This window comes from Heyndrickxia sp. MSNUG (genome assembly GCF_049532715.1).
Lineage (GTDB): Bacteria > Bacillota > Bacilli > Bacillales > Cytobacillaceae > Mesobacillus.
This window is the reverse complement of sequence record NZ_CP150978.1, coordinates 4,481,295-4,507,249: the sequence shown is the minus strand read 5'-3', so window position 1 is coordinate 4,507,249 and position 25,955 is coordinate 4,481,295. Positions and strand designations below refer to the sequence as shown.

The following is a 25,955-nucleotide window of genomic DNA, read 5'->3' as shown; positions in this document are numbered from 1 at the left end:
TACTGGAGTGAGTTAAAAGTGAAGAAGTATCCATTTAGCAACAAGACAATCAAAGCGATTATCGCAGCATCAATCGCATTCGCACCACTTGCATCTACAGGCTTATTACTACAAACTTCGACAGCACATGCTGCAGAAGTATCGACAGTAGATACAGCAGTTGACCGTGTGACTCTTATTTATAGCAACCTTGGAGAAAAGGAACTGTTCAATACAGTAGCAGCCGCGTTGAAGGATAATTTTACATTTACTTCCGATGACTGGACTTATGTATTAACCGCGCCTGTTAAAAACAAAATGCAAGCTAGTCTTACGGCTGTAAACACTTCTGTAAAAGCTGAAGCAGTTGTAAAAGATATCGCAACATTCGTTTATGATTCAAATGCTACGAATCTAGCGACCAAATATACGGCATTTAAAGCATCTGCTTCTGGCCAAGCGATCGAAAAGGTAATGGGTCCTAATTCAATCGATTTAATCCTTCAATTATTAATTGATACGGAGAAAATGGTGTGGAGCGAAAAATATGAGGATAAGCTCCTAAAAGCGTTAGGTGATGGGACACTTGAATCGGTTGTAAAAGAGATTAGAGATGATGTAATCGCGTCCAATCCTGCCTATGCAAAATTGAATACCGATCTTTATTCTAAAATGGGAACAAACCTTGATGGACTGCTAGGAATGAAGAATCGTATTAACGAGAAATTAGTAGAGAAAAATCTCATCAAATCTACTGATCTTAAAACTTTCCAAGATGCATTTCTTCTTGCAGCGCTTAAAGCCGGCAACCCTAACAGCGGGTCAACACCTCCAGTAGGCGGTGGTGGAGGCGGAACAATTCCACCAGTAACACCTGGTACACCTGATCCAAACGTTATTAGTCTTCCTGAAAAAGCTGCTGAAGTGGTAAGGGAAAAGAACCCATCTGGAATGGTGGAGGTAATTACGAAAATTGTTCCCGAGAAGGTAGCTGAAATCGTTGCATTAATCTCTGCAGAAAAGAACACAGTTGAAGTGGTTCTTCAAACACCTGCAGCTGGCGAAAAGGCTAAAGCAGAAGTACCTGCTGCATTGTTCACAGAAGCAGCAAAGAAAAATGCAAAAGCTGTTGTTGAAATCACGACTGCTGAAGCTTCTTACAAACTACCAGTATCGGAAATCAAAATTGCCGATCTTGCTGCAAAGCTTGGTACAACAGCAGATAACCTTAAAATCAATATATACGTAAACGTTGTCAACACAAATGTTAAAGGAGTTAAGCTTGCTTCCGACGTTATCGACTTCACAATCGAAGCGGTAGCTGGTAACAAGAAAGAGGCAATTTCTAAATTCTCAACTTATGTTGAACGTGAAATCGTCGGTGACGCAAACTTTAACAAAGAAAAATCGGTAGCAGTAAGAGTAAATTCAGATGGAACATTCGCAGCGATCCCGACTTTATTCAATGGCAAAACAGCGACTGTAAAATCATTGACAAACTCAGAATACACAATCGTCGAAAACAGCAAAACGTTCAAAGATGTAAAGAGCGGCTGGGCGAAGGAATATATCGAAACACTTGCTTCAAAGTATATCGTTTTTGGAAAAGCAACAGGTGAATACGAGCCAGGCAAGCACATGACCCGTGCAGAATTTGCTGTCCTTTTAGTGCGTGCACTTGGTCTTCCGACTCAAAAATACGATGGAAGCTTTAAGGACGTACAAGGAATCGAATGGTTTGTTAAAAATGGTGAACTGACTGCAGCAGTTAAATACGGAGTGATCCAGGGCAAGGGCGATGGCACATTCGCTCCTAACGAAAAAATCACTCGTGCACAAGCAGCAGCCATGATCGAGCGCGCAATGAAAATCTCATTCGTGAACTATGACTTCAACCAATTAGACAAGTCTAAATCATTAAAAGACTTCAAAGATGCAAAACAAGTTGGCTCATGGGCTAAATCAGGAGTTGAAGCTGTTTACCAGGCAGGAATCGTAAAAGGTAAAGGCAACGGAACATTCAACCCGAACGGCTACACTCAAAGAAATGAAATGGCTGCAATTCTTGCTAATTTCCTAGTATCTGCAAAACTATTAGACGACACTTTCAATAATTAATACAAAAAAGTCCCGCAGTTCATCACTGCGGGACTTTATGTTACTTAATACATAGAAACAGGCACCATCCAAAGGAAGATGCCTGTAACACTATTTGCTAATTAAATAACCCGTCATAAACTTACTCCACAGCTCATGTCCTTGTTCATTAGGCTGGCTATTGTCAGAAGTAATATATTCTTTCACTTCTTCTGTTTTAAAGTCTGGCCATGCTTCCCAATGATCCAGGTATGCTATCTTGTTGTCTTCTGCATATCCCTTTAAAGCTTCTACTTGTTTAGGATAAAAAGTTGCGTTGTAAATGGGATGTGGAGGCATCAGAATGAACACAGTCTCTGGATTGGCTTCCAGCGTTTCGTCCATCACTGTTTGAATATTATTAAGTGAATCCTCTATAGAGACTTCTCCATTATCCATTAATGTAAAAGGTTCAAATAAAACCATATCGGCCTGTCCATCTATTATAGTTTCAGCTCCGTCATTGTTTACAAAGTCACGAGATGTTTCATCAAACACTTGTATATCAACATTCATATACTTTTCATCATATGTTTCCAACAATTTTTCTTTCGTTAAAGCTGCCCAACCTGATTGTTCCTCACCGAGGGCTTTAGAACCAATCATTAATATCTTATAAGGTCGTTTATCTTCTAACGACTTTTGAAATCCTTCAACGCCTTGTATAGGCCAATTCTTCGTAAACTCTACCAAAGAATTAGAAGGAGCCTCCGTATCTTCTTTTTTTACTTCTTTATTTTTCTCCGTTTCAGTAACTACCGGACTCTCATTTTTTTTCGCTGTAACAGTTGTTTTTTGTGTCCAATGAATATTACCCCACAATAGAACACCCATACATACAATGGCTAGCAGGGTAGTGAAAAAAGCTTTCATATTAATAATCCTCCAAATTTGTTTTATATCCCAATCAATTGTAAAACAAAACTAATAAATTTTTCCAGTTACAAAATATGGCTTTCATTTAATTGGATAAAGCGTTAAAATGTTTCAAGTAAGCAACTAAATTACATCAATATTAAAATTATGACAATTAACAACAAATTATTCAATAAAATATGGTATTATTTATAAGGAATTTTTAACATAAACTGGAGGAGCATAATGGAGGAGACAATTAGTTTAAAAGAATTGTTACAAACACTAAAGAAAAGAATGAGTTTAATAGTAATTATTACGCTACTTGCAGTCACTGTTAGTGGTGTGATTAGTTTCTTTCTTCTAACCCCTATTTATCAAGCGTCTACGCAGTTATTAGTCAACCAATCGAAGAATGAACAAAGCATGTACAACTATAATGAAGTCCAGACTAACCTGCAATTAATTAACACATATAATGTCATTATTAAAAGTCCAGCCATTTTGGACCTAGTTAATGAAGAATTAGGTTTAGACATGACAGCTGTTGAGTTGAATGGAAAGATAACTGTCCAAAGTGAACAGAATTCTCAAGTGGTAAATATTTCGGTCCAAGATCCCGATGCAAACCAAGCTGCTAAAATAGCAAATAAAACGGCTGAGGTTTTCACTAGAGAAATTGCAAATATCATGAAAGTAGATAACGTAAGCATTTTGGCGAAAGCAACAGTAGTTGATCAACAGTCTCCGATTAAGCCGAAACCATTATTAAATATCGCTATCGGCTTGGTAGTAGGATTAATGGCTGGAGTAGGTCTAGCGTTTTTATTAGAATACTTTGATACAACAATTAAAGATGAGCAGGATATTGAAAAAACACTTGGACTTCCACTTCTTGGTGTGATTGCAAGGATTGACGATTCACACATCCAAAATAGAGGAAGCAGCCGAAATGAAAGAAAAGCTAGAGTAAGAGGTGAGTCTGTTGGTTCTTAAAAAAGAGAATAAAAAAATGACTATGGATAATCGTCGGAAGCTTGTATCTGCTTTAGATCCAAAGTCACCTATTACTGAGCAATACAGAACAATCCGTACAAATATCCAATTTGCATCTGTGGATAAAGAGTTAAGTACACTCATGGTAACATCTGCGGGACCTGGAGATGGCAAGTCTACAACAGCTGCGAATCTAGCAGTAACGTTCGCACAGCAAGGAAGAAAAGTGTTGCTGGTAGATGCGGATCTAAGAAAACCAACTGTCCATTATACATTTAACCTGACAAATACATTTGGATTGACAAGTGTTTTAACAAAGCAGCGACCACTAGAAGAGGCATATGTAGAATCTAGTATTTCTGGATTATCAATACTATCAAGTGGCCCGATACCTCCGAATCCAGCTGAACTTTTAAGCTCTGTATCTATGGATACATTCTTGAAGCATGCTATGGAACAGTTTGAACATGTCATTTTTGATACTCCGCCTGTATTGGCGGTCGCGGATGCACAAATATTATCAAATAAGTGTGATGGCGTGATACTAGTAGTATCAAGTGGCAAGACAGAAATAGAAGAAGCAGCCAAGGCGAGAGATATGTTGATCGCGTCCCAAGGAAAACTTCTGGGAGCGGTATTGAATAACAAAAAACTTACCGAATCCAATTACTATTATTATTACGGACAAAAATAACACGATTCGACAAAACATGACATTTTACACCCTTTACCGTATTTTTTTGACATGTTAATATGGTAAAAGACCTATGAAAATTCCAGAATAATGGAAAGGAGTGTTAGCGATGATTGATATACATTGTCATATTTTATCAGGGATTGATGATGGAGCAAAAACAATGGAGGATTCTGTCGCACTGGCAAAGGCGGCTGTTAAAGAAGGAATTCATACGATCATTGCTACTCCCCACCATATGAATGGCCGATATGAAAATACAAGGGCAATAATACTTGAAAAAACAGCACTATTAAACGAACGCCTTAAAGAAGAAAGTATTCCTCTAACAATACTTCCTGGTCAAGAACCAGCAATCCACGGTGAAATATTGGAAGGCCTTGAGAATGAAGAAATTCAAACATTAAATGACACTCAATACCTGTTTATTGAACTGCCGTCAGGATATGTACCTCGATATACAGAAAAGTTATTATTTGATATTCAGCTTAAAGGCTTGATTCCAATTATAGTCCATCCTGAACGTAACCAGGAAATGGTAGAAAAGCCGGACCTTTTATATCAATTTATTAAAAAGGGTGCACTTTCACAGGTCACAGCTTCCAGCGTTAATGGGAAGTTCGGTAAAAAAGTGAAGAGCTTTTCTGAGCAACTTATTGAAGCAAACCTTGTTCATTTTATTGCTTCGGATGCTCATAATTTAACAAGCCGATCTTTTCATTTAGAAAATGCTTATGATCACATTCACAACCGCTATGGTGTTGATATGACTTATCTTTTTAAAGAAAACGCTGAATTGCTTCTAGAAGGAAGTAACGTATTAAGGGAAGTTCCGCAGCATGTGAAAAAGAAAAAATTTCTTGGACTCTTCTAAAACACAACTAGAATCAACATATATCTTTGTCAGAACAAAACTGACCGGCTATGCCTCCTACCCGTTACCCCTGGAGGCACTCGATCATGCTGTGGGATGCTAGAAAAGCAGGCCTTAGACACGAAAGTTGTCGATAGCATGGTGTGAGGGCGGGTTAGATGCCCAATTTTATTAAAATTTAACACAACAAATAGATATCTAATGAAAATACATGTGAAGACACGTGTACTTTTATTAGATATTTATTTTGCCACAGGACTTTAGCAAGGTAAAGAGTATAGTAGGGGGATAAGGATGAGCTATCATAAACGTTTATTATTATTGGCGGGTCTTGATTCTGTCATAGTTTTCGCTGCAGTCTTCATTAGTTACATACCACTCCATCCAAGCATTGAAACCTTTTCTAACACAAATATTTTCATGACGGCAATGGTTCTTCTGTTATGTCATCATTTGTTCGCTTCCATGTTCTTGCTTTATAACAAAGCGTGGGAATATGCAAGCGTAGGAGAACTGATCAGTATTACAAAATCAGTGACGATTTCAATGCTGATGGTTACTTTGTTCCAATACATGATGGACTATAGCGTATATGGCAGGGTTCTTTTCAGCACATGGACGCTTTTGATCCTGCTGATCGGCGGAAGCCGCTTCTGGTGGCGGATCACCCGCGACCGTTTCATCAAAGCTGATAAAAATATGACGCAAGTATTGATCATCGGAGCCGGACAAGCAGGTACACTAGTCGCAAGACAGCTGAAAAACAACCGCGACTTAGGCTTGATGCCAACAGCATTTATTGATGATAATCCAAATAAATACAAGCTGCATATCCTCGGTATTCCAGTAGCAGGAACAAGCATGGATATCGCAGCCGCAGTAGAAAAATACAATATCGATAAAATCGTCATTGCGATTCCTTCATTAAACAAGAAGCAATTGACACGAATTTTTGAAGAATGTTCAAAAACTAAGATTAAACCGCAAATCATGCCAAAAATAGAAGACGTCATGCTCGGAAAGACACCAGTCAGCCAGTTCCGTGATGTTGAGGTAGAGGACTTGTTGGGTCGAGATCCGATTAAGCTCGATATTGAAGGGATTTCAGAATATGTTTCTGGTAAAACTGTTCTCGTAACCGGTGCAGGTGGATCAATTGGATCCGAAATCTGCCGCCAGATTTGCCCGTTCAAACCGGCAAAATTAGTACTAGTAGGGCATGGAGAAAACAGTATTTATACAATTGACATGGAATTGCGTAATAAATATGGACAAGAGATTGAGATCATCCCGGTGATTGGGGACGTCCAGGACCGTGACAGAGTGTTTGAAGTCATGGAAGAGTACACACCAGATCTTGTTTATCATGCAGCTGCGCATAAGCATGTTCCGTTGATGGAATACAATCCACGTGAAGCTGTAAAGAATAACGTTTTTGGTACGAAGAACGTAGCAGAAGCAGCTGACACATTTGGTGTTGGGACTTTTGTGCTTGTGTCTACGGACAAGGCTGTTAATCCTACTAACGTAATGGGGTCAACAAAGCGGATTGCGGAAATGATCATACAATCGCTTGCGCAGCACAGTCAGACAAAGTTTGTTGCTGTGCGATTTGGGAATGTGCTTGGAAGCCGTGGAAGTGTTATTCCGCTGTTTAAGAAGCAGATTCAGGCTGGAGGGCCGGTTACAGTTACTCATCCGGATATGACTAGGTATTTTATGACGATTCCGGAAGCTTCTCGGCTTGTGATTCAGGCAGGCTCATTAGGGCGAGGGGGAGAAATCTTCGTGCTTGATATGGGGGAGCCGGTTAAGATTGTTGATCTTGCTAAAAATCTCATAACCCTTTCGGGATATACTACTGAGGATATTGAGATTCGATTCTCTGGTCTTCGACCTGGGGAGAAGATGTTTGAGGAATTGCTTAATGAAAACGAGATTCATCCTGAGCCGATTTTTCCAAAGATATTTATTGGGCAGGCTGTGTTGGAGCAGGAAGAAGAGATTCAATTCCTTCTTGAACGATTCGAGAATTTTAATGCTGCTCAGTTGAAGGAGTATGTGATTAATCTTGCCAACAGACGAAAAAATCGAGTTTATTTGGTGGCGAAGTGATGACGGTGAAAAGCCACTATATAAACAGTATATATAATAGATGGAACTTGGTTCTTTTGATTGAGGGATATTTTTTTTGCGAAAACCTTTCGGTTTTCTGGGATTGAAGTATTATCCTTGATAGATGAGTGTGGATTGTTTATTGAAAACATTTCGGTTTTCTTTGTTGTATGGGTATGTCTGCGAAAACATTTCAGTTTTCATAGTGGTTTATTTATTATTTGGAGCTGCTTTTTTAACAAAACCTTCGGTTTTGAAGCTTTATTTTGGTAAGGAGGAGTTTTAATTGAAGAAGGTGCGGAAAGCGATTATTCCTGCGGCGGGGTTAGGTACGAGGTTCTTGCCTGCGACTAAGGCGATGCCAAAGGAAATGTTGCCGATTGTTGATAAACCGACTATTCAATACATAGTTGAAGAGGCTATTGCATCTGGTATTGAGGATATTATCATTGTTACTGGTAAAGGGAAACGTGCGATTGAAGATCATTTTGATTTTGCTCATGAATTGGAACAGAACCTGATGGAAAAGGGTAAGCTGGATATCCTTGAAAAGGTACGCTATTCTACTAATCTTGCGGATATTCATTATATTCGCCAGAAGGAACCTAAGGGCCTTGGGCATGCGGTTTGGTGTGCTAGGAACTTCATTGGTGATGAGCCTTTCGCGGTTTTACTAGGTGACGATATTGTGCAAAGTGATACACCTTGCTTGCGCCAGCTAATTGATCAGTATGAGCAGACAAATTCTTCTGTTATTGGTGTGCAAACGGTGGCGGATGAGGAGACCCATCGGTATGGGGTTGTTGAACCTTCTGTTCAAAGAGGAAGAAGGTATCAGGTGGAGAATTTTGTTGAGAAGCCTGCGCCTGGAACAGCTCCTTCCAACCTTGCAATCATGGGAAGGTATATTCTTACTCCTGAGATTTTTATGTTTTTGGATGAGATGGAGACTGGAGCTGGCGGGGAGATTCAGTTGACAGATGCCATTCAGAAGTTGAATCAGATTCAGCGTGTATTTGCTTATGATTTTGAGGGTAAGCGATATGATGTTGGGGAGAAGATTGGGTTTGTGAAGACGACTGTGGAGTTTGCTTTGCAGGATGAAAGTTTGAGAGCAGAGTTGCTGGCATATCTGGATGAGGTTATGGAAAAAGCGAAAGTTAAGTGTGATTGAAGAGAACCCAAGTTCGGATTATATTTATGGACTTGGGTCTTTTGTTGGTATTTACTCCTTAGAAATTACTTGATAAAAAAATAGAGTTATTTCAAAGTGGTGGGTTTTATGATCGAAATGATAACGGTAATACGCTGAATGAAACATCGATTTAATAGACAATATATGATGGAAATTAACTACGGGCATAATGCTCTTAGGGTTACTATGTATAAGATAAAAAGGAAATATAGAATATGGAAACGGTGATTTAAGAGACCTATTAAGTGGGAATATTATAAAAATTGGTTGATTCCATTTAAGGAGATGAGTATCGTATTTATATTGAGTGCTAAAACCCTTGTGGGATAAGGCTTTTGAGCGTTTTTAGTGAGAATTGTAGAATGATCCAATGGTATATATATATAATAAATAGGAATTGGTTTTGGAGTAATAATACAGTGAATATCTATTTAGTATTTGTATTATAGATTGAATAGATATTACGACGTGGGTATAAGAAGTAGATGCAATTTTAGTGGTTTAGTAGTTGGTTAGAGGTTCTAATTAAGTCCTAATCTACTAAAGAACAAATTTTAAGGAGTGTAGCTGGATGTATATGAAGGGAAAAAGACTGATTGATATTATGCTATCTTTAATAGGACTAATAGTTTTATCACCGATTTTTTTAATTCTAATTATTGCTATTAAGCTCGATTCACGAGGCCCAGTTCTATTTAAGCAAAAACGTGTTGGAATCAACAAGACACATTTCAATATCTTGAAGTTCCGCACTATGAGAATAGATACGCCCAAGGACACTCCAACTCATTTATTAGGTAATCCAGAACAGTATATCACAAAGGTGGGTAAGTTTCTAAGAAAGACTTCAATTGATGAGCTACCTCAGATATGGAACATCTTTGTAGGTCAGATGAGTATTATTGGTCCTAGACCAGCACTTTGGAATCAGTATGATTTAATTGCTGAACGTGACAAGTACGGTGCTAATGAAGTTCCACCTGGTTTAACAGGTTGGGCACAGATTAATGGAAGAGATGAGCTTCCTATTGAAGTTAAGTCAAAGTTGGATGGGGAGTATGTTGAGAAGATTAGCCTTTGGATGGATGTTAAGTGTTTCTTTTGGACCATTATAAGTGTTGCTAAGAGCAACGGAGTTGTTGAAGGTGGGACTGGAACATTGGGAAGGAAGGAAGTACCGAGTACTAAGGAGAGCATTTCTAGATGAAAAAAATACTTATAACTGGAAAAAATAGCTATGTAGGAAAAAGTCTAGAAAAGTGGCTTGAAAATTCCCCAGATAGTTATTCGTTAGAATCTATTAGTTTAAGAGATGATTCTTGGAAGGATAAAGACTTTAGGGAGTATGATGTAGTTTTCCATGTGGCTGGAATAGCACATATAAAGGAAACTAAAGAAAATGCTGACCTATATTACAAAGTGAACCGCGATTTAGCCTATGGAGTTGCTCAAAAGGCAAAGGTTGAAGGCGTAAAGCAGTTCATATTTCTGAGTTCAATGAGTGTTTATGGAATTGAAAGTGGAGTGATTGATAAAAATTCTCCTATTCAACCTAAAAGTAATTATGGGAAATCTAAGCTCCAGGCAGAGGAATTAATTTCAACTTTAGAAGAAAACCTTTTTAAAGTAGCAATTCTTCGCCCGCCAATGATTTATGGAAAAGGGTGTAAAGGTAATTATACTAAATTAGCAAAATTTGCATTAAAGGCACCTGTTTTTCCTGATATAGAAAATAAGCGCAGTATGATTTTCATTAATAACTTATGTGAGTTTGTAAGATTATTAATTGATAACTTCGATAGTGGAGTATTTTTCCCTCAGAATAAAGATTTTGTAAAAACGAGTAATATGGTTAACCTGATTGCGAAAGCCCATGGGAAGAAGATTTGGGAAACCAAATTAATTAATCCTATTATTTACTATCTTCTTAGAAGAATGGCTACAGTGACTAAGGTTTTTGGCGATTTGGTATACGACAAAGGTATATCTACCTACAAAGATGATTATTATGTAATTGATTTTACTAAATCTATAAAAGTAACGGAGCAGAATTAAATGAAGAAAGTTTTGTTTGTAGCAACAGTAGTGAAGAAACACATAAATGTGTTTCATCTTCCTTATTTACAATGGTTTAAAGAAAATGGATACGAGACCCATGTATGTGCCAGGAATGATTTTGATGACGTAAATGACCTCTCTATACCTTTTTGTGATAAGTACTATGATCTCCCTTTTGAACGTTCACCTTTTAAAATAGAGAATTTAAATATATACAAGCAACTAAAAAAAATTATAGAAAGCAACAATTATGATTTAATCCATTGTCATACACCCATGGGAGGCGTACTTACAAGGTTGGCTGCTAAGTCATCTCGAAGAAATGGAACGAAAGTTCTCTATACAGCACACGGATTTCATTTCTTTAAGGGGGCCCCTCTTAGAAATTGGTTGATATTTTATCCTATTGAAAAATGGCTATCAAAATATACTGATTGTTTAATTACAATTAATAAAGAAGATTACCAAATTGCTAAGAGTAAGTTTAAAACAGAAAACATAAATATAGTAAATGGGGTCGGAATTGATTTTAATAAATTCACACCTCAAACATTAGAAAATAAAATAAAAATTCGTAGGAATTATGGTTTTTTGGAAGAGGATTTTATATTAATATACGCAGGAGAGCTTAGTTATAGAAAACATCAAGATTTACTAATAAATGCAGTTTTACATTTATCAAATAATATACCGAATATAAAACTTTTACTTGTTGGTGAAGGGGAGCTTCTAGAGCAATACAAACAGCAAGTGATCCAATTAGGAATAAAAGAAAAAGTCAAGTTTTTAGGTTTTAGGAAAGATGTTTCTAATCTTATGTTGATTGCGGATGTTGCTGTTTCCTCATCAAGGCAAGAAGGGCTTCCGGTTAACGTTATGGAGGCTATGGCTACTGGGTTACCTCTTGTAGTAACAGATTGTAGGGGAAATCGAGATTTAGTAATAGACGGTGAAAATGGCTATGTTGTAGGAATTAATGATGTAGAAAGTTTTGCGCATGCAGTTGAAAAGCTTTTCTTTTCAAAGAATACAAGGTACCTTTTTGGACAAACCAGTTTAAATAACGTTAAAGCCTATTCACTGAGTAAAGTAATCGGTGAAATGAAAAGAGTTTATTCTAAATATGTAGAATAATGTTAGCGTTATTGTTATTTGAATCGCCTTTTGAATAAAAATTAACATAAAGTAAAAATAGTTGGTGGTAGAGTGAGAATAGTATTTTTAAGGTCTAATCCAGTTCAACCAGATCCACGTGTAGAAAAAGAAGCAAATAGTCTAATAAAGGCTGGACATGAGGTATCGGTGGTAGCATGGGATAGAAGTGAAAAATATAATGTTAATATGTCATATTTAGATTTGAAAAATGGTAGAGCAGCAATATATCGTTTTGGCATTCCTGCTAAGTATGGAGTTGGAATTAAAGGGAATATCGGACCTCTGATTTTATTTCAATTTCGTTTAATTCAATGGTTGTTAAAAAATAGAGAAAAGTACGATGTAATTCATGCTTGTGATTTTGATACTGCTTTTGTATCAGGATACTTAGTAAAGATTTTAAAAAAGAAAATTATATACGATATATTTGATTACTATGTTGATGCATTTAATGTCCCTAAAATACTAAGAAATTTTATCGAAAGTAGAGATCATAAATTAATTAATTCTGCAGAAGGTGTAATAATATGTTCTGAAAAAAGAAAGGAACAAATTAATGGTACAAGTCCTAGAAGGTTAGCTATAATTCATAATTCGCCTTCATTTCCCTGTTTTAAGATGAGTTCGCTAGCTTTAAATAGGGAAAAAGTAAAGATAGCCTATATCGGTATTCTGTCAGAGGGAAGACTACTAAAAGAGTTAGCAGAAGTAATTATTAATAATCCTGGTTTAGAGTTGCATATAGGTGGATTTGGTAGTTTGCATGAGTATTTTCATGAATTGTCATCGAAACATAGTAATATTATTTATTATGGTAAACTAGAATACTCAAAGACTTTAGAGTTGGAAAACAGCTGTGATATAGTTACTGCAATATATGATCCAAAGATACCAAATCATTATTTTGCGGCTCCGAATAAATTCTATGAAGCTTTAATGCTAGGTAAGCCAATTATTATGGTTAAAAATACTGGTATGGACGAAATAGTCTCTAAAAATGCCATTGGTGAGGTAATAGAATATAATGCAATCAGTCTTGAAAAAGCTATAGAAAATATAATAAAGCGTAAAACTGATTGGCCGGAAATTTCAATTAAAATGAAACAATTATACGAAAAGAATTATATATGGCATGAGATGGAAAGACGGCTTATAAAATTGTATAAATCAATTTAGAAATCGAACTAGAAAATCATAATATTTTTAGTTATAGACTTAATATCCTTTTACTATAACTATAGAAATTAAGTAATAATTAATATTAGAAATATTACAAATGATTTTTACAAAAGGAGAATGAGAATATCTTGAATTACACCCTTACTGTATTTACCCCATCTTATAATAGAGCTTATACACTTGGGAAATGTTATGAAAGTCTGTTAAGACAAACGAGTAAAGATTTTATTTGGTTAATAGTTGATGATGGATCAACTGATAATACAAAAGAGCTTGTGGAGAAATGGATTGAAGAGGGAATTGTGCCTATAATCTATGATAGACAAGAAAACCAAGGAATGCATGGAGCACATAATACTGCTTATTCTTTAATTAATACAGAATTAAGTATGTGCTGTGATTCAGATGATTATCTAGCAGATGATGCAGTGGAAAAAGTAATAACATTTTGGAATTTACATGGTTCTTCAAAATATAGCGGGATGATTGGGCTAGATGCTTATCCTAATGGGCAATTAATAAGCAAAATATTAGAGGATAATGAAACAACAACTTATGATATAAGACAGAATTTCAGACTTAATTGTGATTATAAATTGGTTTTTCGAAGTGAAATTCTTAAGGATAATCCACTGCCTTTATTCAATGGCGAAAAATATGTACCTCTTGACTGTAAATATTATCCATTAGATGAGAAGTATAAGATGTTAGTTTTAAACGAAATACTATGTTATGTAGAATATTTGCCTGATGGTGGGACAAAAAACATAATCATTCAATATCGAAAAAATCCTAAGGGCTTTGCATACTTCCGTAAGCAGGTACTTAAAATGCCTGGACCTTTTAAAGTGAAATTCAGAAATGCTATTCACTATGTTTCTAGTAGTTTTATATCCAAAAATAGAAATTTCATTAAAGAATCTCCGGCAAAAATTATTACTATATTATCAATACCGTTTGGATTTTTACTATATTTATATATTATGAATACTAAGAAAACAACTGTGTTTAAAGATTAGATGAATGTTAGTCTGTGAATGAATCAGGATTGTAGTATAGCAAGAAGGTTTAATTTTAGTAAAAAATGAGGTTTGACCTGATGAAACAAAAAAATTCTATTAAAAAGAGTGATTTTCAAAAAAAAGTATTGCATGTAACCGGTGGAATGAACCGTGGCGGTGCTGAAACTATGATAATGAATATTTATCGAAATATTGACCATGACAAAGTACAATTTGATTTTATTTCAATTACTAATTCAAACAAATGTGACTTTGATGAGGACATACAAAAATTAGGAGGGGGAATTTACTATTTAAAACCGTTTAATCCTATTTTCCCGTGGAAATTTATAAATAATTTAGTAAGAATAATAAAAAATAATGGTCCTTATCAAGCTATACATGCCCACACTTTGTTTAATATTGGATGGGTAGTTAAAGCTGCAAAGATTGCTGGAATAGAAATACGGATTGCTCATGCACACAGTACCCGTGATACTTTAAAAGATTCAAGAACTAGAAGATTATATCAAGATTTGATGAAATCACTCATTTTAAGAAACTCAACTTCGCTAGTTGCCTGTGGATTAGAGGCTGGTCAATATTTATTTGGAGAGAATTTCTCGAAAAAAGGGATAGTAATTCCAAATGCAGTGAATTTAGAAGATTACTTATCTATTTCGACAAGTGAAATAGATTCCTTGAAAAATGATTTAGATATTGGGAATGAAACATTAATTATTGGTCAAGTAGGTAATCTAAAAGAAGTGAAAAATCATCATTTCTCATTATTAATTGCTAGAGAACTTGCTGACTTAGAAATTGATTTCAAGATTTTTTTTGTTGGAGATGGGGAGTTAAAGGAAAAACTTGCTTCAGAAGTTAAAGAAAAAGGCTTAAGTCAATATGTAGAATTTCTTGGAATGCGAAGTGATATTCCAAAACTATTAAATGTATTTGATCTTTTTATTATGCCTTCGCTTTACGAGGGATTACCTTTAGCGCTAATTGAGGCTCAGGCAGCTGGTAGGTCATGTATAGTTTCCAAACAAATTACAAAAGAAGCTGACTTAGGAATAGGAATAGTGAAATTTTTAGATTTAAATGACCCTGAGCAATGGGTAAGAGAAATTTTAAATTATAATAAAAAAGAGCAAGAAGTAGATATTTTTAGCATAAAACAAGCTTTTAAGGTTCATAAATATGATGTTAAGAGTAATTCTAATATCTATGTAGACTTATATAATTTGCGGAGGACAAGATTTGAAGAGTTTTAATCAGAACAATTATATGAGTAATGGAACAAAAACTTTATTAATATTTTGGTATTTTATGTTTACCATATTGGTTTTACTAATTGGGTACTACTTAATTAAAACCCCAAATGAAAATAATTTATTTTACTTAGCTTGGTTAGGAAATTCTTTAATAATTTATTCCTTATTCACTTGGGTAAAATTAACAAGAAAATTAATTTCTGCATATATCCTATTTTTGTTATCATTTTTTTCATTCTCTTTTGGGCAAGCTTTTTTATTTTCTCTAGGGATTACGTATGAACCATTTAATTTATATAGTTTATATGACAATAGGACATTATTATATTCTCATTATTATACTCTAATAGGTCTAGCATTTTTACATTTAGGCGCTTTAATAGCTTGTAAACATAGTAATTTAATTGATGATAAAGTTAGTCATGTTTATAATCCAAATCTTATTAAGGCTATAAAGTTAGTTGCTTGGGGATTATTTTTGGGTTCTGTTCTTTTTTATTTCCAAGATATCGTTTCAAGACTAATTATTTCTCTTAATTCTGGGTACATGGCTCTTTACAAATACGACTCCTCATCAATTGGTCAACAGACGACATTTTTTGGTAATATTTTTGCAACATTAAAAATGTTTTTTATCCCAGGCATATTCTTGCTTGTGTTTATTTACAAAAATAACATTATGGTAAGAAAGATATTAACATCAATACTGTTATTAGCGGTATTTCTTTCTTTTCTAATTGGTATTAGAACTGAAGCAGCCGCTTTACTGATCAGTTTTGTTTTACTATGGCATACTGAAATAAGTGCTTTTAAAGGGAAAAAGACTGTTTTTTTACTAATGGGTGCTATTTTGTTGCTCACTCTATTCACTGTTATAGGCGAGGTGAGAGGTGATGTAAATAGGGGGGTTAATGGATTTATTACTGCTTCAAAAGAAATAATATCTGATAAAAACCCTATATTTAATTCTATAGGTGAGATGGGAGGTTCAATGTTTCCATTAATAGAAATAATGAATCTAGTACCTGAAAAAATTAATAATAAATATGGGCAAACCTACCTATCATCCCTTCTAGCTATTTTCCCGAGTTTTCTTGTAGATTGGATTGTACCGAGGATTTCTCTCGCAAACTGGCTGATGTTAACTTTAGGCATGAATTATGGGCCAGGTTTTTCCCTTCTAGCTGAGTCATATCTTAATTTTAGCTGGGGAGGAGCCCCCTTTATGTTTGTATTAGGTTATATTTTTTCTAAAATACTAAATCCACAAAGAAAAAAAGGTGCTTTTTTTCTAGTTGAAAATGTATTTATCGCCGTCATGTTATATTTCTTTATAACTGCAGGTAGGGGAGATACACTATTATTAATTAGAAATATTGTGTTCTATTCAATAATTCCATATTTATTAATAAAAATATTAGCTAATTCTTTAAAAAAGGAAAATTGTGAATAATGCAACTTTCTGATATGATTTCAACTTGGTAATGTAGTTTTATCTTCCTCAAAAGTATAATCTAGAAACCTTTTGTGGTATTTCCGTGTTAACTACTATCGTTTTGCTGTTTAATTTGTACCGTACTGCAAAATAGCAATCTTTATAATTGCTCAAGGGAGGGAATATTATCAAGATTACTATTTTTACACCAACCTATAATAGGGCTCATACATTAGTAAAGTGTTATGAGAGTCTACTTAATCAAACATCAAATAAATTTATTTGGATAATTGTTGATGATGGATCTACTGATGAAACACAAAGGTTAGTAGATAGGTGGATTTCAGATAATTTAATTAGAATTAGGTATCACCGGCAGCCCAACCAAGGTAAACATATTGCGTTCAATTCAGGGGTGGAAATGTCAAATACTGACTTGTTTTTATGTCTAGATTCTGATGATTTTCTCTCCCATAATGCTGTCGAATGTCTTCTAGAATTTTGGCCGGAAAAATCAAATAAAGAATTTGCTGGTATTATTGCTTGTAAAGCGGACTCAAAGGGGCAAGTAATAGGAACAACACTACCTTCAAATATAGTTACATGCACAGTCTATGATTTGTACAATCGCTTAGGCGTACAAGGTGATAAATTAATGGTTTTCAAAACAGAAATAATAAAAAATTATCCTTTTCCAAAAATTAATGGTGAAAAATTTATCACTGAAGGTTATTTATACGATCAGTTAGATAGCAAGTATAAATGGCTTTTACTTAATGAAATAATCTATTATGGTGACTATTTATTAGACGGATATACAGCTAATGATAAGAAACTTTTGATAAAGAATCCTAAAGGTTTTTCTCTATATTTTAGAAATCGAATGAAAATAAGTCATAGCTTTATAGAAAGGTATAAGAATGCAGTGCGATATGTTAATTGTTGTTGGATTGCTGGAAGTCATGAATATATTAAACAATCGCCTAGGAAAGTTTTAACAGTTGCTGCAGTACCTGCTGCTATCATTTTATATTTCAGCAAGTACAATAATTTAAGAAGGAAATGAAGAGGAAGAATATGGATTCCATAAATTAGCACTATCTTCAATATACAATATTCGAGACTATCATAAGTAATATTGTAAACCCCAAAACAAAGTAAACAAAATGAAGGAATATACACTGTCATTTTCAAAATGACATTAGATTAGTTTTGCGACTTTGGTTTCCTTCCAGACGCAATAGAAGAACCTTGATTCTTATAATGATTTAATCTTGATGTTTTTACAAAAAAACGTTGTTCTTACAATTAAATAGTAAAACATATCGCATATTTATACAATTCCACACAATATCAGAATTATAACTGAAAAAAGCAATCAATTCTAGAAAAGGTACAAGTGTTCTTCCAATAATATGCAATATAATTTTTATAGCGGTTAAAATCTTTCGATTGCGCACTGACTAAATGCAGAAGCTATACTGCTTGCTCTGCAATTGTTCTTTCAGCCATCAATGAATTTCCTAATTATTTCTCATGTTTCATAAGCTCAGTGAATTGCCTGTTCCATCTTCATACTGTTTTAACACCAGATTATCACTTGTATACCTAATTGATTCAGTCTTTTTTCTTTTTTGAGGATTATGGGATCATTTCTATAGATACCATTCAAGTTGCAGGTAGGTATTATAGATTAACCGGCTCAAAGGCCACAATTATTATCATGATAATATTTTCCGAAAAAAGAAATGTTGGTGAAGTATCTCATTGGAATTAGCGTGCCAGTTGTATGAATAAAAGGCTGCACTCAAGTTAGGGTAATGGAAGAATAACTCTGATGTCCGTAGACACATTTAAATTTGCTGGCCAGCGCTGCCAACTTTTTAAGCTGATAACATCAATGCACAACGCTTTTATACAACCGGAAGAACCCTGAATAGTTTTAATCTTGTTAATCAGGTGAACGCTATGGAATGAGCATATAACTCATTTTCATGCTTTACTATGCCAGAAAAATATTTATTTTGGACATAACCGAATTATCGTAAGAATCACAACTGTGGGTAAGAATGTAAATTTTTTTTGTATAGCTTAGTCACTAATTAATTCTTTTATATTATAACTAATAATTTGAGTATGGTTTATTAAAGGATCTACCAGTATAGCTATTAGAAAATCTGGAAAAGGGGCTCTTAATAAAAATGAAAAGCCTTATAAGAACTATTCGATATACACTTTACAATAAACGTAACCAGACCAGAATAGGTAGTGAATATGCAAATTTAAATGCTATTTACGGTATTGATGTAGGTGTTGGAAAAGGTACCTATATAGAAAGTAATGTTAAAATAGGAGATTATAGTTATATAAATACAAATTCATATGTGGAGAATTGTGAGATTGGAAAGTTTTGTTCTATATCATCGGGTGTATTTATTTCGCCATTTGAACATCCCCTCAATTATAGGACAACACATCCTTTTACATATAATAAATCGTATGGATTTGTACAAGAGAATAATAATTTAGAGCGAAAAAAAGTATACATTGGAAATGATGTATTAATAAGTTTAAATGTTGTAATCAAGGAAGGGATTACAATAGGAAATGGAGCAGTTGTAGGAGCTGGCTCGATTGTGACTAAAGATGTTAAACCATATGAAATTGTAGGTGGTGTACCTGCGAAACATATAAAATATAGGTTTTGTCCAGAGGAGATTGAAAATTTAGAGAAGGTTAAATTTTGGGATTGGAATAAAGAAAAAATAATAAATAACATTGACTATTTAAGAAATTCAAATAATTCAATTACGTAAATAAATATAGTAGTGGTGGTTTTAATGGGTAATATTACAAGGTTTTTAAAAACCTCTGGTACGTATTTTATAGGTAACGTACTTTCTAAATTAATCGTCTTTTTTTTGTTGCCCTTATATACAAGTGAGTTAGTTCCAAAAGATTTTGGTACATTTGACTTAGTTGTGACACTATTAAGTTTTTTTGCACCAATCGCTTTTTTTCAAATATGGGACGGTATGTTTCGGTATTCTTTTGATAAGCACAACAATAAAGAAAAGTATGATGTTATTTCTAACTCTTTTGTAGTATTGATTATTGGTTTTTTATTATATACATTTATGTTTGTGATTGCATATAAAATAATACATTTTGAATTGGATTTACTGATTTTTTTCTATGGATTAATGGTGGCTATAAACTATCAATATACTTTTATTGCTAGAGTTTTTTTGAAAAATACATTGTTTGTTATGACAGGAATATTAAATACTTTATTAAATGCAATTTTAAATTTTATATTAATAGTTTATTTCAATTTAGGTGTTGAATCCCTATATATTTCATTTATAGCAGGAGCTTTATTACAAGTAATACTCATTGAGTTAAATATACACCCAATAGCAAAATTCCGCTTAAATAGATTGAATAAAAAACTCCAATTAGAAATGGTGAAATTTTCAATACCCTTATGTCTTGCGTCTATTTCTTATTGGCTTTTAAGTGGTTATACAAGAATAGTGATAGCACAAGAGTTAGGTAATGCTGCAAATGGTTTGTATGCAGTGGCAAATAGGTTCGGTTCATTAATTTCTTTAATAGTATCTATTTTTCAATTTGCATGGAATGAAATGGTCTATTTAATGGCAAAAGAAAATGATAGATTTCAAAAATATGAACTAAGTATGAAGTATATTTTGAAGGTAATAGTATTTGGTAGTGCAATTTTAATGTTAATTATTAAAATAATTTTCCCTCATTTAATCCACAGTGATTATCAAGATGCACTATTGCTAGTACCGCTTACTTTAATAGGAATTGCATTTAATTCATTTGCAGGTTTCTTAGGTACTATTTTTATGACTGAAAAAAACACAAAGTATATCCTTACTACAACAGTATTTGGAGCCGTCATAAATATTATACTTTTATGGACGCTGACTCCGTTACTTGGAATTCAAGGAGCTATTGGCGCGCTTTGTTTGGCATTTGTAGCTTTATCCTTTATAAGAGCATATATGGTTAGAAAGGTTATTCATATTAATTTTCCATTAATACAATTCGCATATTATTTAATCTTTTTATCTATTGTTATGTATATATTCTTTAACGTAGAGACAACAATTGGGTTATTATTATATTCAACATTATTAATCTGTATCTTAGCTTTTTCACTGCGAAATTTAATAAAACCGCTTTTAAGTATGCTTTTTAATAAATTGAAAAACTAACAAATGATCTTAGAAAACTTTAATTTTACTTTAGACCTTATAACTCCTTGATATAAAAGGTATATATTAAGTTTCTATTTCGTAAAAAGCTAAGTTGTTAAGTTACCTTTAGGAAAGTTTATCTAAAGATATAGTATTGAATAAGGAAGGAATGAAGGTTTAGTGAATATACTCGTAACAGGTGGCGCTGGTTATATTGGTTCGCATACATGCGTAGCACTGTTAGAAGCAGGACATTCTGTCATTATTGCTGATAATTTAAGCAATAGTAAAGAACAAGTTGTTGATTACGTACAGCATATTTCAAATAAAGATGTTATTTTTTATAAAGTGGATGTAACAGACGAAGTTGCTCTTAATGAAATTTTTTCAAGACATCTGATTGATGGCGTTATACATTTTGCTGGTTGGAAAGCAGTGGGAGAGTCAGTAGAGAAGCCATTGATGTACTATATGAATAATTTAGTAAGTACAATGTTATTAGCGAAGGTTTGTTTATTGTACGGAGTTGAGCGTTTTGTCTTTAGCTCATCAGCAACAGTGTACGGAGATAATAAGGTACCATTTAAAGAGACAATGGATCTACTACCAACTACTAATCCATATGGTGAAACAAAGGTCATGAGTGAACGGATTTTAACGGATATAGCTAATGCAAATCCTGCTTTCTCTGTATCAATCCTTCGGTATTTTAACCCAGTAGGAGCTCATGAGAGTGGATTAATCGGTGAAGCACCTAATGGAATTCCAAATAATATTATGCCCTATGTAACTCAAGTTGCAAAAGGTAAACTTGAGAAATTACGTGTGTTTGGAAATGACTACCCAACTCTGGATGGTACAGGAGTTCGAGATTATATTCATGTAGTGGATCTCGCTGATGGGCATGTTGCGGCATTAGAAAATTTAAATGAAGGTGTTCATACTTATAACCTAGGAACTGGAAAAGGTACTAGTGTACTAGAATTATTGAAAGCTTTTGAAGAAGCTAATGATATTGAAATCCCTTTTGACATCGTGGACCGGAGACCTGGGGATATCGCTTCATGCTTTGCCGATGCTTCAAAAGCAAATAGGGAACTAGGCTGGACAGTAAAACGAGATCTTATTGAAATGTGCAGGGATGCTTGGCGCTTTGAAAAAAATTTATAAAGACTGGAAATTTACCCGCTAGGCCTAATAGTTTGGTGGGCTTATTTATGTTGGACTAAATTATTTTTAATCCAAGTTGCGGCAAACTTCGAGTTATCAATAAAAATAAAACGTCATTTACCGCAATCGCAACAGAAATTAACTAAATAATTTTCGGTATAACTGAAAATGCCATATATCATTTATAATGAGAACTGAAATTTTTACTAACTGATAGGTAGAATGGCAGCCAAATAATACCAATATCGCTGTTTTAATAGACTTTCACAACGCCTTTGATGTAACAAAAGGGAGTACTGTTGTAGAAGAAGTTTGGTATTCTTTAGGAAGGCAACTAACTTTGTTTTATTAAAATTTCTAACTAACTGTAGGAATACTCAAATTCAATTGTTTGCATTAAAAGCTGAAGGATTTCATATAAATATTTTTCATTAGTTCAATCTAACCTATACTGACAAACTGAATTGTAATAAATAAACAATTCTCTATAGTATAGTTATTAAAATTAAATCCGTTAACTATTAATTTTTAAGGTGGTTGTTATTTTTGAACAGGATTAAAGAATTGGATTCACTAAGGGGTATAGCAGCGTTAACGGTTATTATAACTCATTGTATAGGGATATTAACAATCATACCTCAGTCGCTTAACATTACTCCATTACACTTCTTTTGGGCGGGGCACGAAGCTGTAATTTTCTTTTTTATATTAAGTGGTTTTGTTTTATCTCTCCCAATTTTAAGTGGGAATAAGGAGTTCAACTACGGCGAATTTATTGTTAAAAGGATGTTTAGAATATATATTCCTTATTTAGCAGCAATCTCTTTTACGTTTGTTTGTTATGCTTTTTTTCATGATAAGACAGCAGAAGGATTAAGTATCATGTTTGGAACAATGTGGGATGAAAAATTAACAGTTAAAACAGTATTAGAGCATGTTTTATTAATAGGTAATTTTCCTACCTCAGAGTATAATACTGTAATATGGTCTTTAGTCCATGAGATGAGAATCTCTTTCTTTTTTCCACTAATTGTGATATTTGTAATTAAGGTCAATTGGAAGTGGAGTATGGGACTTTGTTTCGTGTTATCAGGAGTATTAGGTGTTAGCCATATATTAAGTTTAGAGACGGTTAACGGATATAGAAATGGGTATTTTGATACGGTCCATTACACAGCAATGTTCATTATAGGAGTTTTATTAGCAAAGCAGAAGGATTCTTTAACTGCTAGTTTAAGAAGTTTGGGCAAAAATAAACGGGTGTTACTTCTTATCGGAGCATTTATTATGTACACCTACTCTCATTTGCTTAGTGCACTTCCTACCAATATAATTGGTGCAGAATGGGGAATTACAGTTGGAGCTTCCTTGTTTATCCTGTTAGCATTATCTTCTAAGGGGTTTTCAATTGTACTTTCTCATAGGGTGTTAGTAATACTGGGTGAACTATCTTACAGCTTATACTTAGTGCACATACCAGTAATTTTTAGTTCTTTTTATTTATTGAGTGGAGTGTTACCTACTTGGGGGATTTTTTCTATAGCGTTGCCATTAACTTTATTGTTTGCTTTTTTATGCCGTAAATATATCGAGTTACCATCAGCAAAACTAGGAAGAAAAGTTAAATTTAGCAATAAGAAAGTTACTAAATATTCTTATAACCATTTTAGGTAGACGACGCTATTGGACACAATTGTGTCAAAAGCACTTTCCTTCTGAGGTTACTTTTTATGGGACACAGGGACGTTTCGAGATCACTGAAAAAGTGTCCTGTTTTTTAAAAAAAAATATCCATTTCTAAGCTATTTCAAGAAAATGGAGATACTTAGTTTCTCATTTGAAATAAATGTAAACTAGGTGAGTAAAACAGGTGTTTTTATAGGATAAGTATTTTCGATATCATCTTGAAGTTTACTGCTAAAGCAGTTAATTTTGCTTGTAAGGTCATGCTTTTTAGACCGTACCCCCTTGAACGACCTAACCCGTGGAAGTTTTTCATTTCCCCGTTCTTCCATTCCTGATAAGACCTTTTCTTATATTTTCTTTGAACTCGTCCGTTTTTTGTTCCTGGCTGGAGACACATGGACGGTTCTCATATCTCATTCGGGAGGGGAAATAAGAGGTGTGAAGCGTGGAAGAGGGGAAACCTAAAAATTGTTGTCAGCGACAGAGGCCCTTTAAGCTTTGCTTAATCACTTTTCAGTCATTTTACTTTCTAACATAATGTTAAGTTATTAAATAGTTCGATCAAAAGTGTGAAATTCTTTAAAAGACCACTCCTAAATTAAAATAGGAGTGGCAAATATCAAAGATTATTTTAATTCTAGCTGTTCTTTTAAAGCTTGATTTAATTTATTCTTTTCTTCATCGGGTACCATATAGTAGTAGATTCCATCAATCTTAGTCCCGCTTCCGCTGACTTCCATTTGCTGAATGCTTTTGCCAGCGTCCTTATAATTCTTCTGGATATCTACCATTTCATTAAATGTCATATTTGTTTTAACATTTTGTCCTAAAGCTTTAAAAATTTCATCGAATTTTGTTAGGGACGAGAAGCTTGCACCTTCTTTAATCACTGCTTGAATGATTTGGCGCTGTCTTAATTGTCGTCCAAAGTCGCCCCGTGAATCTTCATGCCGCATACGTGCATAGCTTAAAGCCTTCTCCCCGTCTAGCAGGATTTCTCCTTTAGGAAAATGAAATCCCCCTTCTGTAAAATCAAGATCATTGTTTACGGTTACTCCACCTACAGCGTTGACAATATCCTGAAAGCTTTCCATATTGATTTGCATATAATAGTCGATCGGAATATCCAGGAAATTTTCAACCGTAGCCATTGCCATTTCGACTCCGCCAAAAGCATAGGCATGGTTGATTTTATCTTCTTTCCCTTTACCGATGATTTCAGTCCTTGTATCACGCGGGATGCTCAACATTTTCGTTGTTTTTGTATTAGGGTTAACAGTAAGCACGATTAATGTGTCAGAACGGCCGCTGTCACCTTTACGTTTATCTACACCCATCATCAATACGGAAAATGGCTGCTTCTTATCCAAAGTAACAGGGTCTTGACGCTTCTCCGATTTATCCCGTTTAATCGGCTGGTGCATCGTATCCACAGCACTAGTTAAAGAGTTATATACCGTAAATGCAGAAGCTCCTACACCAATTACTAATAGAAGAATCACTATTCCTATAACTTTAAGCCACGTAGGCTTTTTTTCTTTTTTCAGATCGCATCGTTTTGTTCCTTCCTAATAAAAAGGTTTTTGCACTATTCACTATCTTAACAAATTTTTAGTTAATAGAGAATGTATTTTTTATCCAAAATGGAACGTGGGACGGTTCTAATGTTTCATTTTTTATTAAATAGCGGATAAGAAGGTAAACTTAAACGCATTTAAAAAAGTCAGATTCTCAAAAATGAAAAATAGTGAGAATCTGGCTTTGTCGTTTAATTAAATTCCGATCCGTACCTAATTAGATTGGTGAAGATTCTGTAGCCTCCTGCCACCTAGGCCTGTACTTTACGATAGGAAACCACGCGGAAAAATTTTGTTTGGATAGTATGAAAAGAAGAAAAAACCCTAGCTGATGGTAGCTAGGG

The 25,955-nt window shown here is 34.2% G+C and carries 20 protein-coding genes and 1 pseudogene; 18 read left to right on the top strand and 3 right to left on the bottom strand.

What is annotated here, in order from left to right:
- The first annotated feature begins 18 nt into the window (after window positions 1-18).
- Window positions 19-2,097 carry an S-layer homology domain-containing protein gene (locus AABM38_RS22565; protein ID WP_423408393.1) on the top strand — a complete coding sequence of 693 codons (2,079 nt, stop codon included), beginning with the start codon at window positions 19-21 and terminating at the stop codon, window positions 2,095-2,097.
- A 90-nt stretch (window positions 2,098-2,187) separates the two neighbouring features.
- Here the strand turns inward: AABM38_RS22565 and AABM38_RS22560 are convergent, their stop codons facing one another.
- Window positions 2,188-2,988 carry an SGNH/GDSL hydrolase family protein gene (locus tag AABM38_RS22560; RefSeq protein ID WP_423408392.1) on the bottom strand — a complete coding sequence of 267 codons (801 nt, stop codon included), beginning with the start codon at window positions 2,986-2,988 and terminating at the stop codon, window positions 2,188-2,190.
- Window positions 2,989-3,216: 228 nt separating this feature from the next.
- On the opposite strand from AABM38_RS22560, the gene AABM38_RS22555 reads away from it, so the two are divergent.
- From AABM38_RS22555 to AABM38_RS22475, 17 genes are all read left to right on the top strand, one after another.
- On the top strand, window positions 3,217-3,966 hold the full coding sequence (locus tag AABM38_RS22555; RefSeq protein WP_423408391.1) for a YveK family protein: 750 nt from the start codon (window positions 3,217-3,219) through the stop codon (window positions 3,964-3,966).
- Between the two features lie 22 nt (window positions 3,967-3,988).
- Window positions 3,989-4,660, top strand: coding sequence for a CpsD/CapB family tyrosine-protein kinase (locus AABM38_RS22550; protein WP_423410821.1), 672 nt, complete (start codon window positions 3,989-3,991; stop codon window positions 4,658-4,660).
- A gap of 109 nt (window positions 4,661-4,769) precedes the next feature.
- A complete protein-coding gene (locus tag AABM38_RS22545) occupies window positions 4,770-5,534 on the top strand; it encodes a tyrosine-protein phosphatase (protein WP_423408390.1) in 765 nt (254 codons plus the stop codon).
- A gap of 294 nt (window positions 5,535-5,828) precedes the next feature.
- The gene (locus AABM38_RS22540; RefSeq protein ID WP_423408389.1) at window positions 5,829-7,649 is read left to right on the top strand and encodes a polysaccharide biosynthesis protein; all 1,821 of its coding nucleotides are present in this window, start codon (window positions 5,829-5,831) and stop codon (window positions 7,647-7,649) included.
- Window positions 7,650-7,935: 286 nt separating this feature from the next.
- Window positions 7,936-8,823: a UTP--glucose-1-phosphate uridylyltransferase GalU gene (galU, locus tag AABM38_RS22535; protein WP_423408388.1), complete on the top strand. Its 888-nt coding sequence runs from the start codon at window positions 7,936-7,938 to the stop codon at window positions 8,821-8,823.
- 592 nt (window positions 8,824-9,415) lie between these two features.
- Window positions 9,416-10,051, top strand: a complete 636-nt coding sequence (locus tag AABM38_RS22530; protein ID WP_423408387.1) for a sugar transferase — start codon at window positions 9,416-9,418, stop codon at window positions 10,049-10,051.
- The gene (locus tag AABM38_RS22525; protein WP_423408386.1) at window positions 10,048-10,899 is read left to right on the top strand and encodes an NAD-dependent epimerase/dehydratase family protein; all 852 of its coding nucleotides are present in this window, start codon (window positions 10,048-10,050) and stop codon (window positions 10,897-10,899) included. Before AABM38_RS22530 ends, AABM38_RS22525 begins: the two co-directional genes overlap by 4 nt.
- Complete coding sequence (locus AABM38_RS22520) at window positions 10,900-12,036, top strand: glycosyltransferase family 4 protein (RefSeq protein WP_423408385.1); 1,137 nt, start codon at window positions 10,900-10,902, stop codon at window positions 12,034-12,036.
- A 72-nt stretch (window positions 12,037-12,108) separates the two neighbouring features.
- The gene (locus tag AABM38_RS22515; RefSeq protein WP_423408384.1) at window positions 12,109-13,233 is read left to right on the top strand and encodes a glycosyltransferase family 4 protein; all 1,125 of its coding nucleotides are present in this window, start codon (window positions 12,109-12,111) and stop codon (window positions 13,231-13,233) included.
- A gap of 131 nt (window positions 13,234-13,364) precedes the next feature.
- Window positions 13,365-14,255 carry a glycosyltransferase family 2 protein gene (locus AABM38_RS22510; protein WP_423408383.1) on the top strand — a complete coding sequence of 297 codons (891 nt, stop codon included), beginning with the start codon at window positions 13,365-13,367 and terminating at the stop codon, window positions 14,253-14,255.
- An 80-nt stretch (window positions 14,256-14,335) separates the two neighbouring features.
- Window positions 14,336-15,514, top strand: a complete 1,179-nt coding sequence (locus AABM38_RS22505; protein ID WP_423408382.1) for a glycosyltransferase family 1 protein — start codon at window positions 14,336-14,338, stop codon at window positions 15,512-15,514.
- Entirely contained in the window at window positions 15,501-16,967 is a 1,467-nt protein-coding gene (gene wzy, locus AABM38_RS22500; protein WP_423408381.1) for an O-antigen polysaccharide polymerase Wzy, read from the top strand. Before AABM38_RS22505 ends, wzy begins: the two co-directional genes overlap by 14 nt.
- Before the next feature lie 148 nt (window positions 16,968-17,115).
- Entirely contained in the window at window positions 17,116-18,015 is a 900-nt protein-coding gene (locus tag AABM38_RS22495; RefSeq protein WP_423408380.1) for a glycosyltransferase family 2 protein, read from the top strand.
- Between the two features lie 1,135 nt (window positions 18,016-19,150).
- A complete protein-coding gene (locus AABM38_RS22490; protein WP_423408379.1) occupies window positions 19,151-19,765 on the top strand; it encodes a CatB-related O-acetyltransferase in 615 nt (204 codons plus the stop codon).
- A 24-nt stretch (window positions 19,766-19,789) separates the two neighbouring features.
- A complete protein-coding gene (locus AABM38_RS22485) occupies window positions 19,790-21,196 on the top strand; it encodes an oligosaccharide flippase family protein (RefSeq protein WP_423408378.1) in 1,407 nt (468 codons plus the stop codon).
- A gap of 162 nt (window positions 21,197-21,358) precedes the next feature.
- The gene (gene galE, locus AABM38_RS22480) at window positions 21,359-22,348 is read left to right on the top strand and encodes a UDP-glucose 4-epimerase GalE (protein WP_423408377.1); all 990 of its coding nucleotides are present in this window, start codon (window positions 21,359-21,361) and stop codon (window positions 22,346-22,348) included.
- Between the two features lie 546 nt (window positions 22,349-22,894).
- The gene (locus tag AABM38_RS22475; RefSeq protein ID WP_423408376.1) at window positions 22,895-24,022 is read left to right on the top strand and encodes an acyltransferase family protein; all 1,128 of its coding nucleotides are present in this window, start codon (window positions 22,895-22,897) and stop codon (window positions 24,020-24,022) included.
- 211 nt (window positions 24,023-24,233) lie between these two features.
- Here AABM38_RS22475 and AABM38_RS22470 read toward each other — a convergent pair.
- Together AABM38_RS22470 and AABM38_RS22465 are read right to left on the bottom strand one after the other, a co-directional pair.
- Window positions 24,234-24,421 (bottom strand): annotated as a pseudogene (locus AABM38_RS22470) (transposase); the annotation flags it as partial.
- Window positions 24,422-24,660: 239 nt separating this feature from the next.
- Window positions 24,661-25,545 carry a LytR family transcriptional regulator gene (locus tag AABM38_RS22465; RefSeq protein ID WP_423410820.1) on the bottom strand — a complete coding sequence of 295 codons (885 nt, stop codon included), beginning with the start codon at window positions 25,543-25,545 and terminating at the stop codon, window positions 24,661-24,663.
- Between the last annotated feature and the right edge of the window lie 410 nt (window positions 25,546-25,955).

What these genes read in the sequence shown, in the direction of transcription:
- AABM38_RS22560 (WP_423408392.1), bottom strand. Translation starts at nt 2,988, where the DNA reads ATGAAAGCTTTTTTCACTACCCTGCTAGCCATTGTATGTATGGGTGTT.
- AABM38_RS22555 (WP_423408391.1), top strand. Translation starts at nt 3,217, where the DNA reads ATGGAGGAGACAATTAGTTTAAAAGAATTGTTACAAACACTAAAGAAA.
- AABM38_RS22550 (WP_423410821.1), top strand. Translation starts at nt 3,989, where the DNA reads ATGGATAATCGTCGGAAGCTTGTATCTGCTTTAGATCCAAAGTCACCT.
- AABM38_RS22545 (WP_423408390.1), top strand. Translation starts at nt 4,770, where the DNA reads ATGATTGATATACATTGTCATATTTTATCAGGGATTGATGATGGAGCA.
- AABM38_RS22540 (WP_423408389.1), top strand. Translation starts at nt 5,829, where the DNA reads ATGAGCTATCATAAACGTTTATTATTATTGGCGGGTCTTGATTCTGTC.
- AABM38_RS22530 (WP_423408387.1), top strand. Translation starts at nt 9,416, where the DNA reads ATGTATATGAAGGGAAAAAGACTGATTGATATTATGCTATCTTTAATA.
- AABM38_RS22525 (WP_423408386.1), top strand. Translation starts at nt 10,048, where the DNA reads ATGAAAAAAATACTTATAACTGGAAAAAATAGCTATGTAGGAAAAAGT.
- AABM38_RS22520 (WP_423408385.1), top strand. Translation starts at nt 10,900, where the DNA reads ATGAAGAAAGTTTTGTTTGTAGCAACAGTAGTGAAGAAACACATAAAT.
- AABM38_RS22505 (WP_423408382.1), top strand. Translation starts at nt 14,336, where the DNA reads ATGAAACAAAAAAATTCTATTAAAAAGAGTGATTTTCAAAAAAAAGTA.
- AABM38_RS22490 (WP_423408379.1), top strand. Translation starts at nt 19,151, where the DNA reads ATGAAAAGCCTTATAAGAACTATTCGATATACACTTTACAATAAACGT.
- AABM38_RS22485 (WP_423408378.1), top strand. Translation starts at nt 19,790, where the DNA reads ATGGGTAATATTACAAGGTTTTTAAAAACCTCTGGTACGTATTTTATA.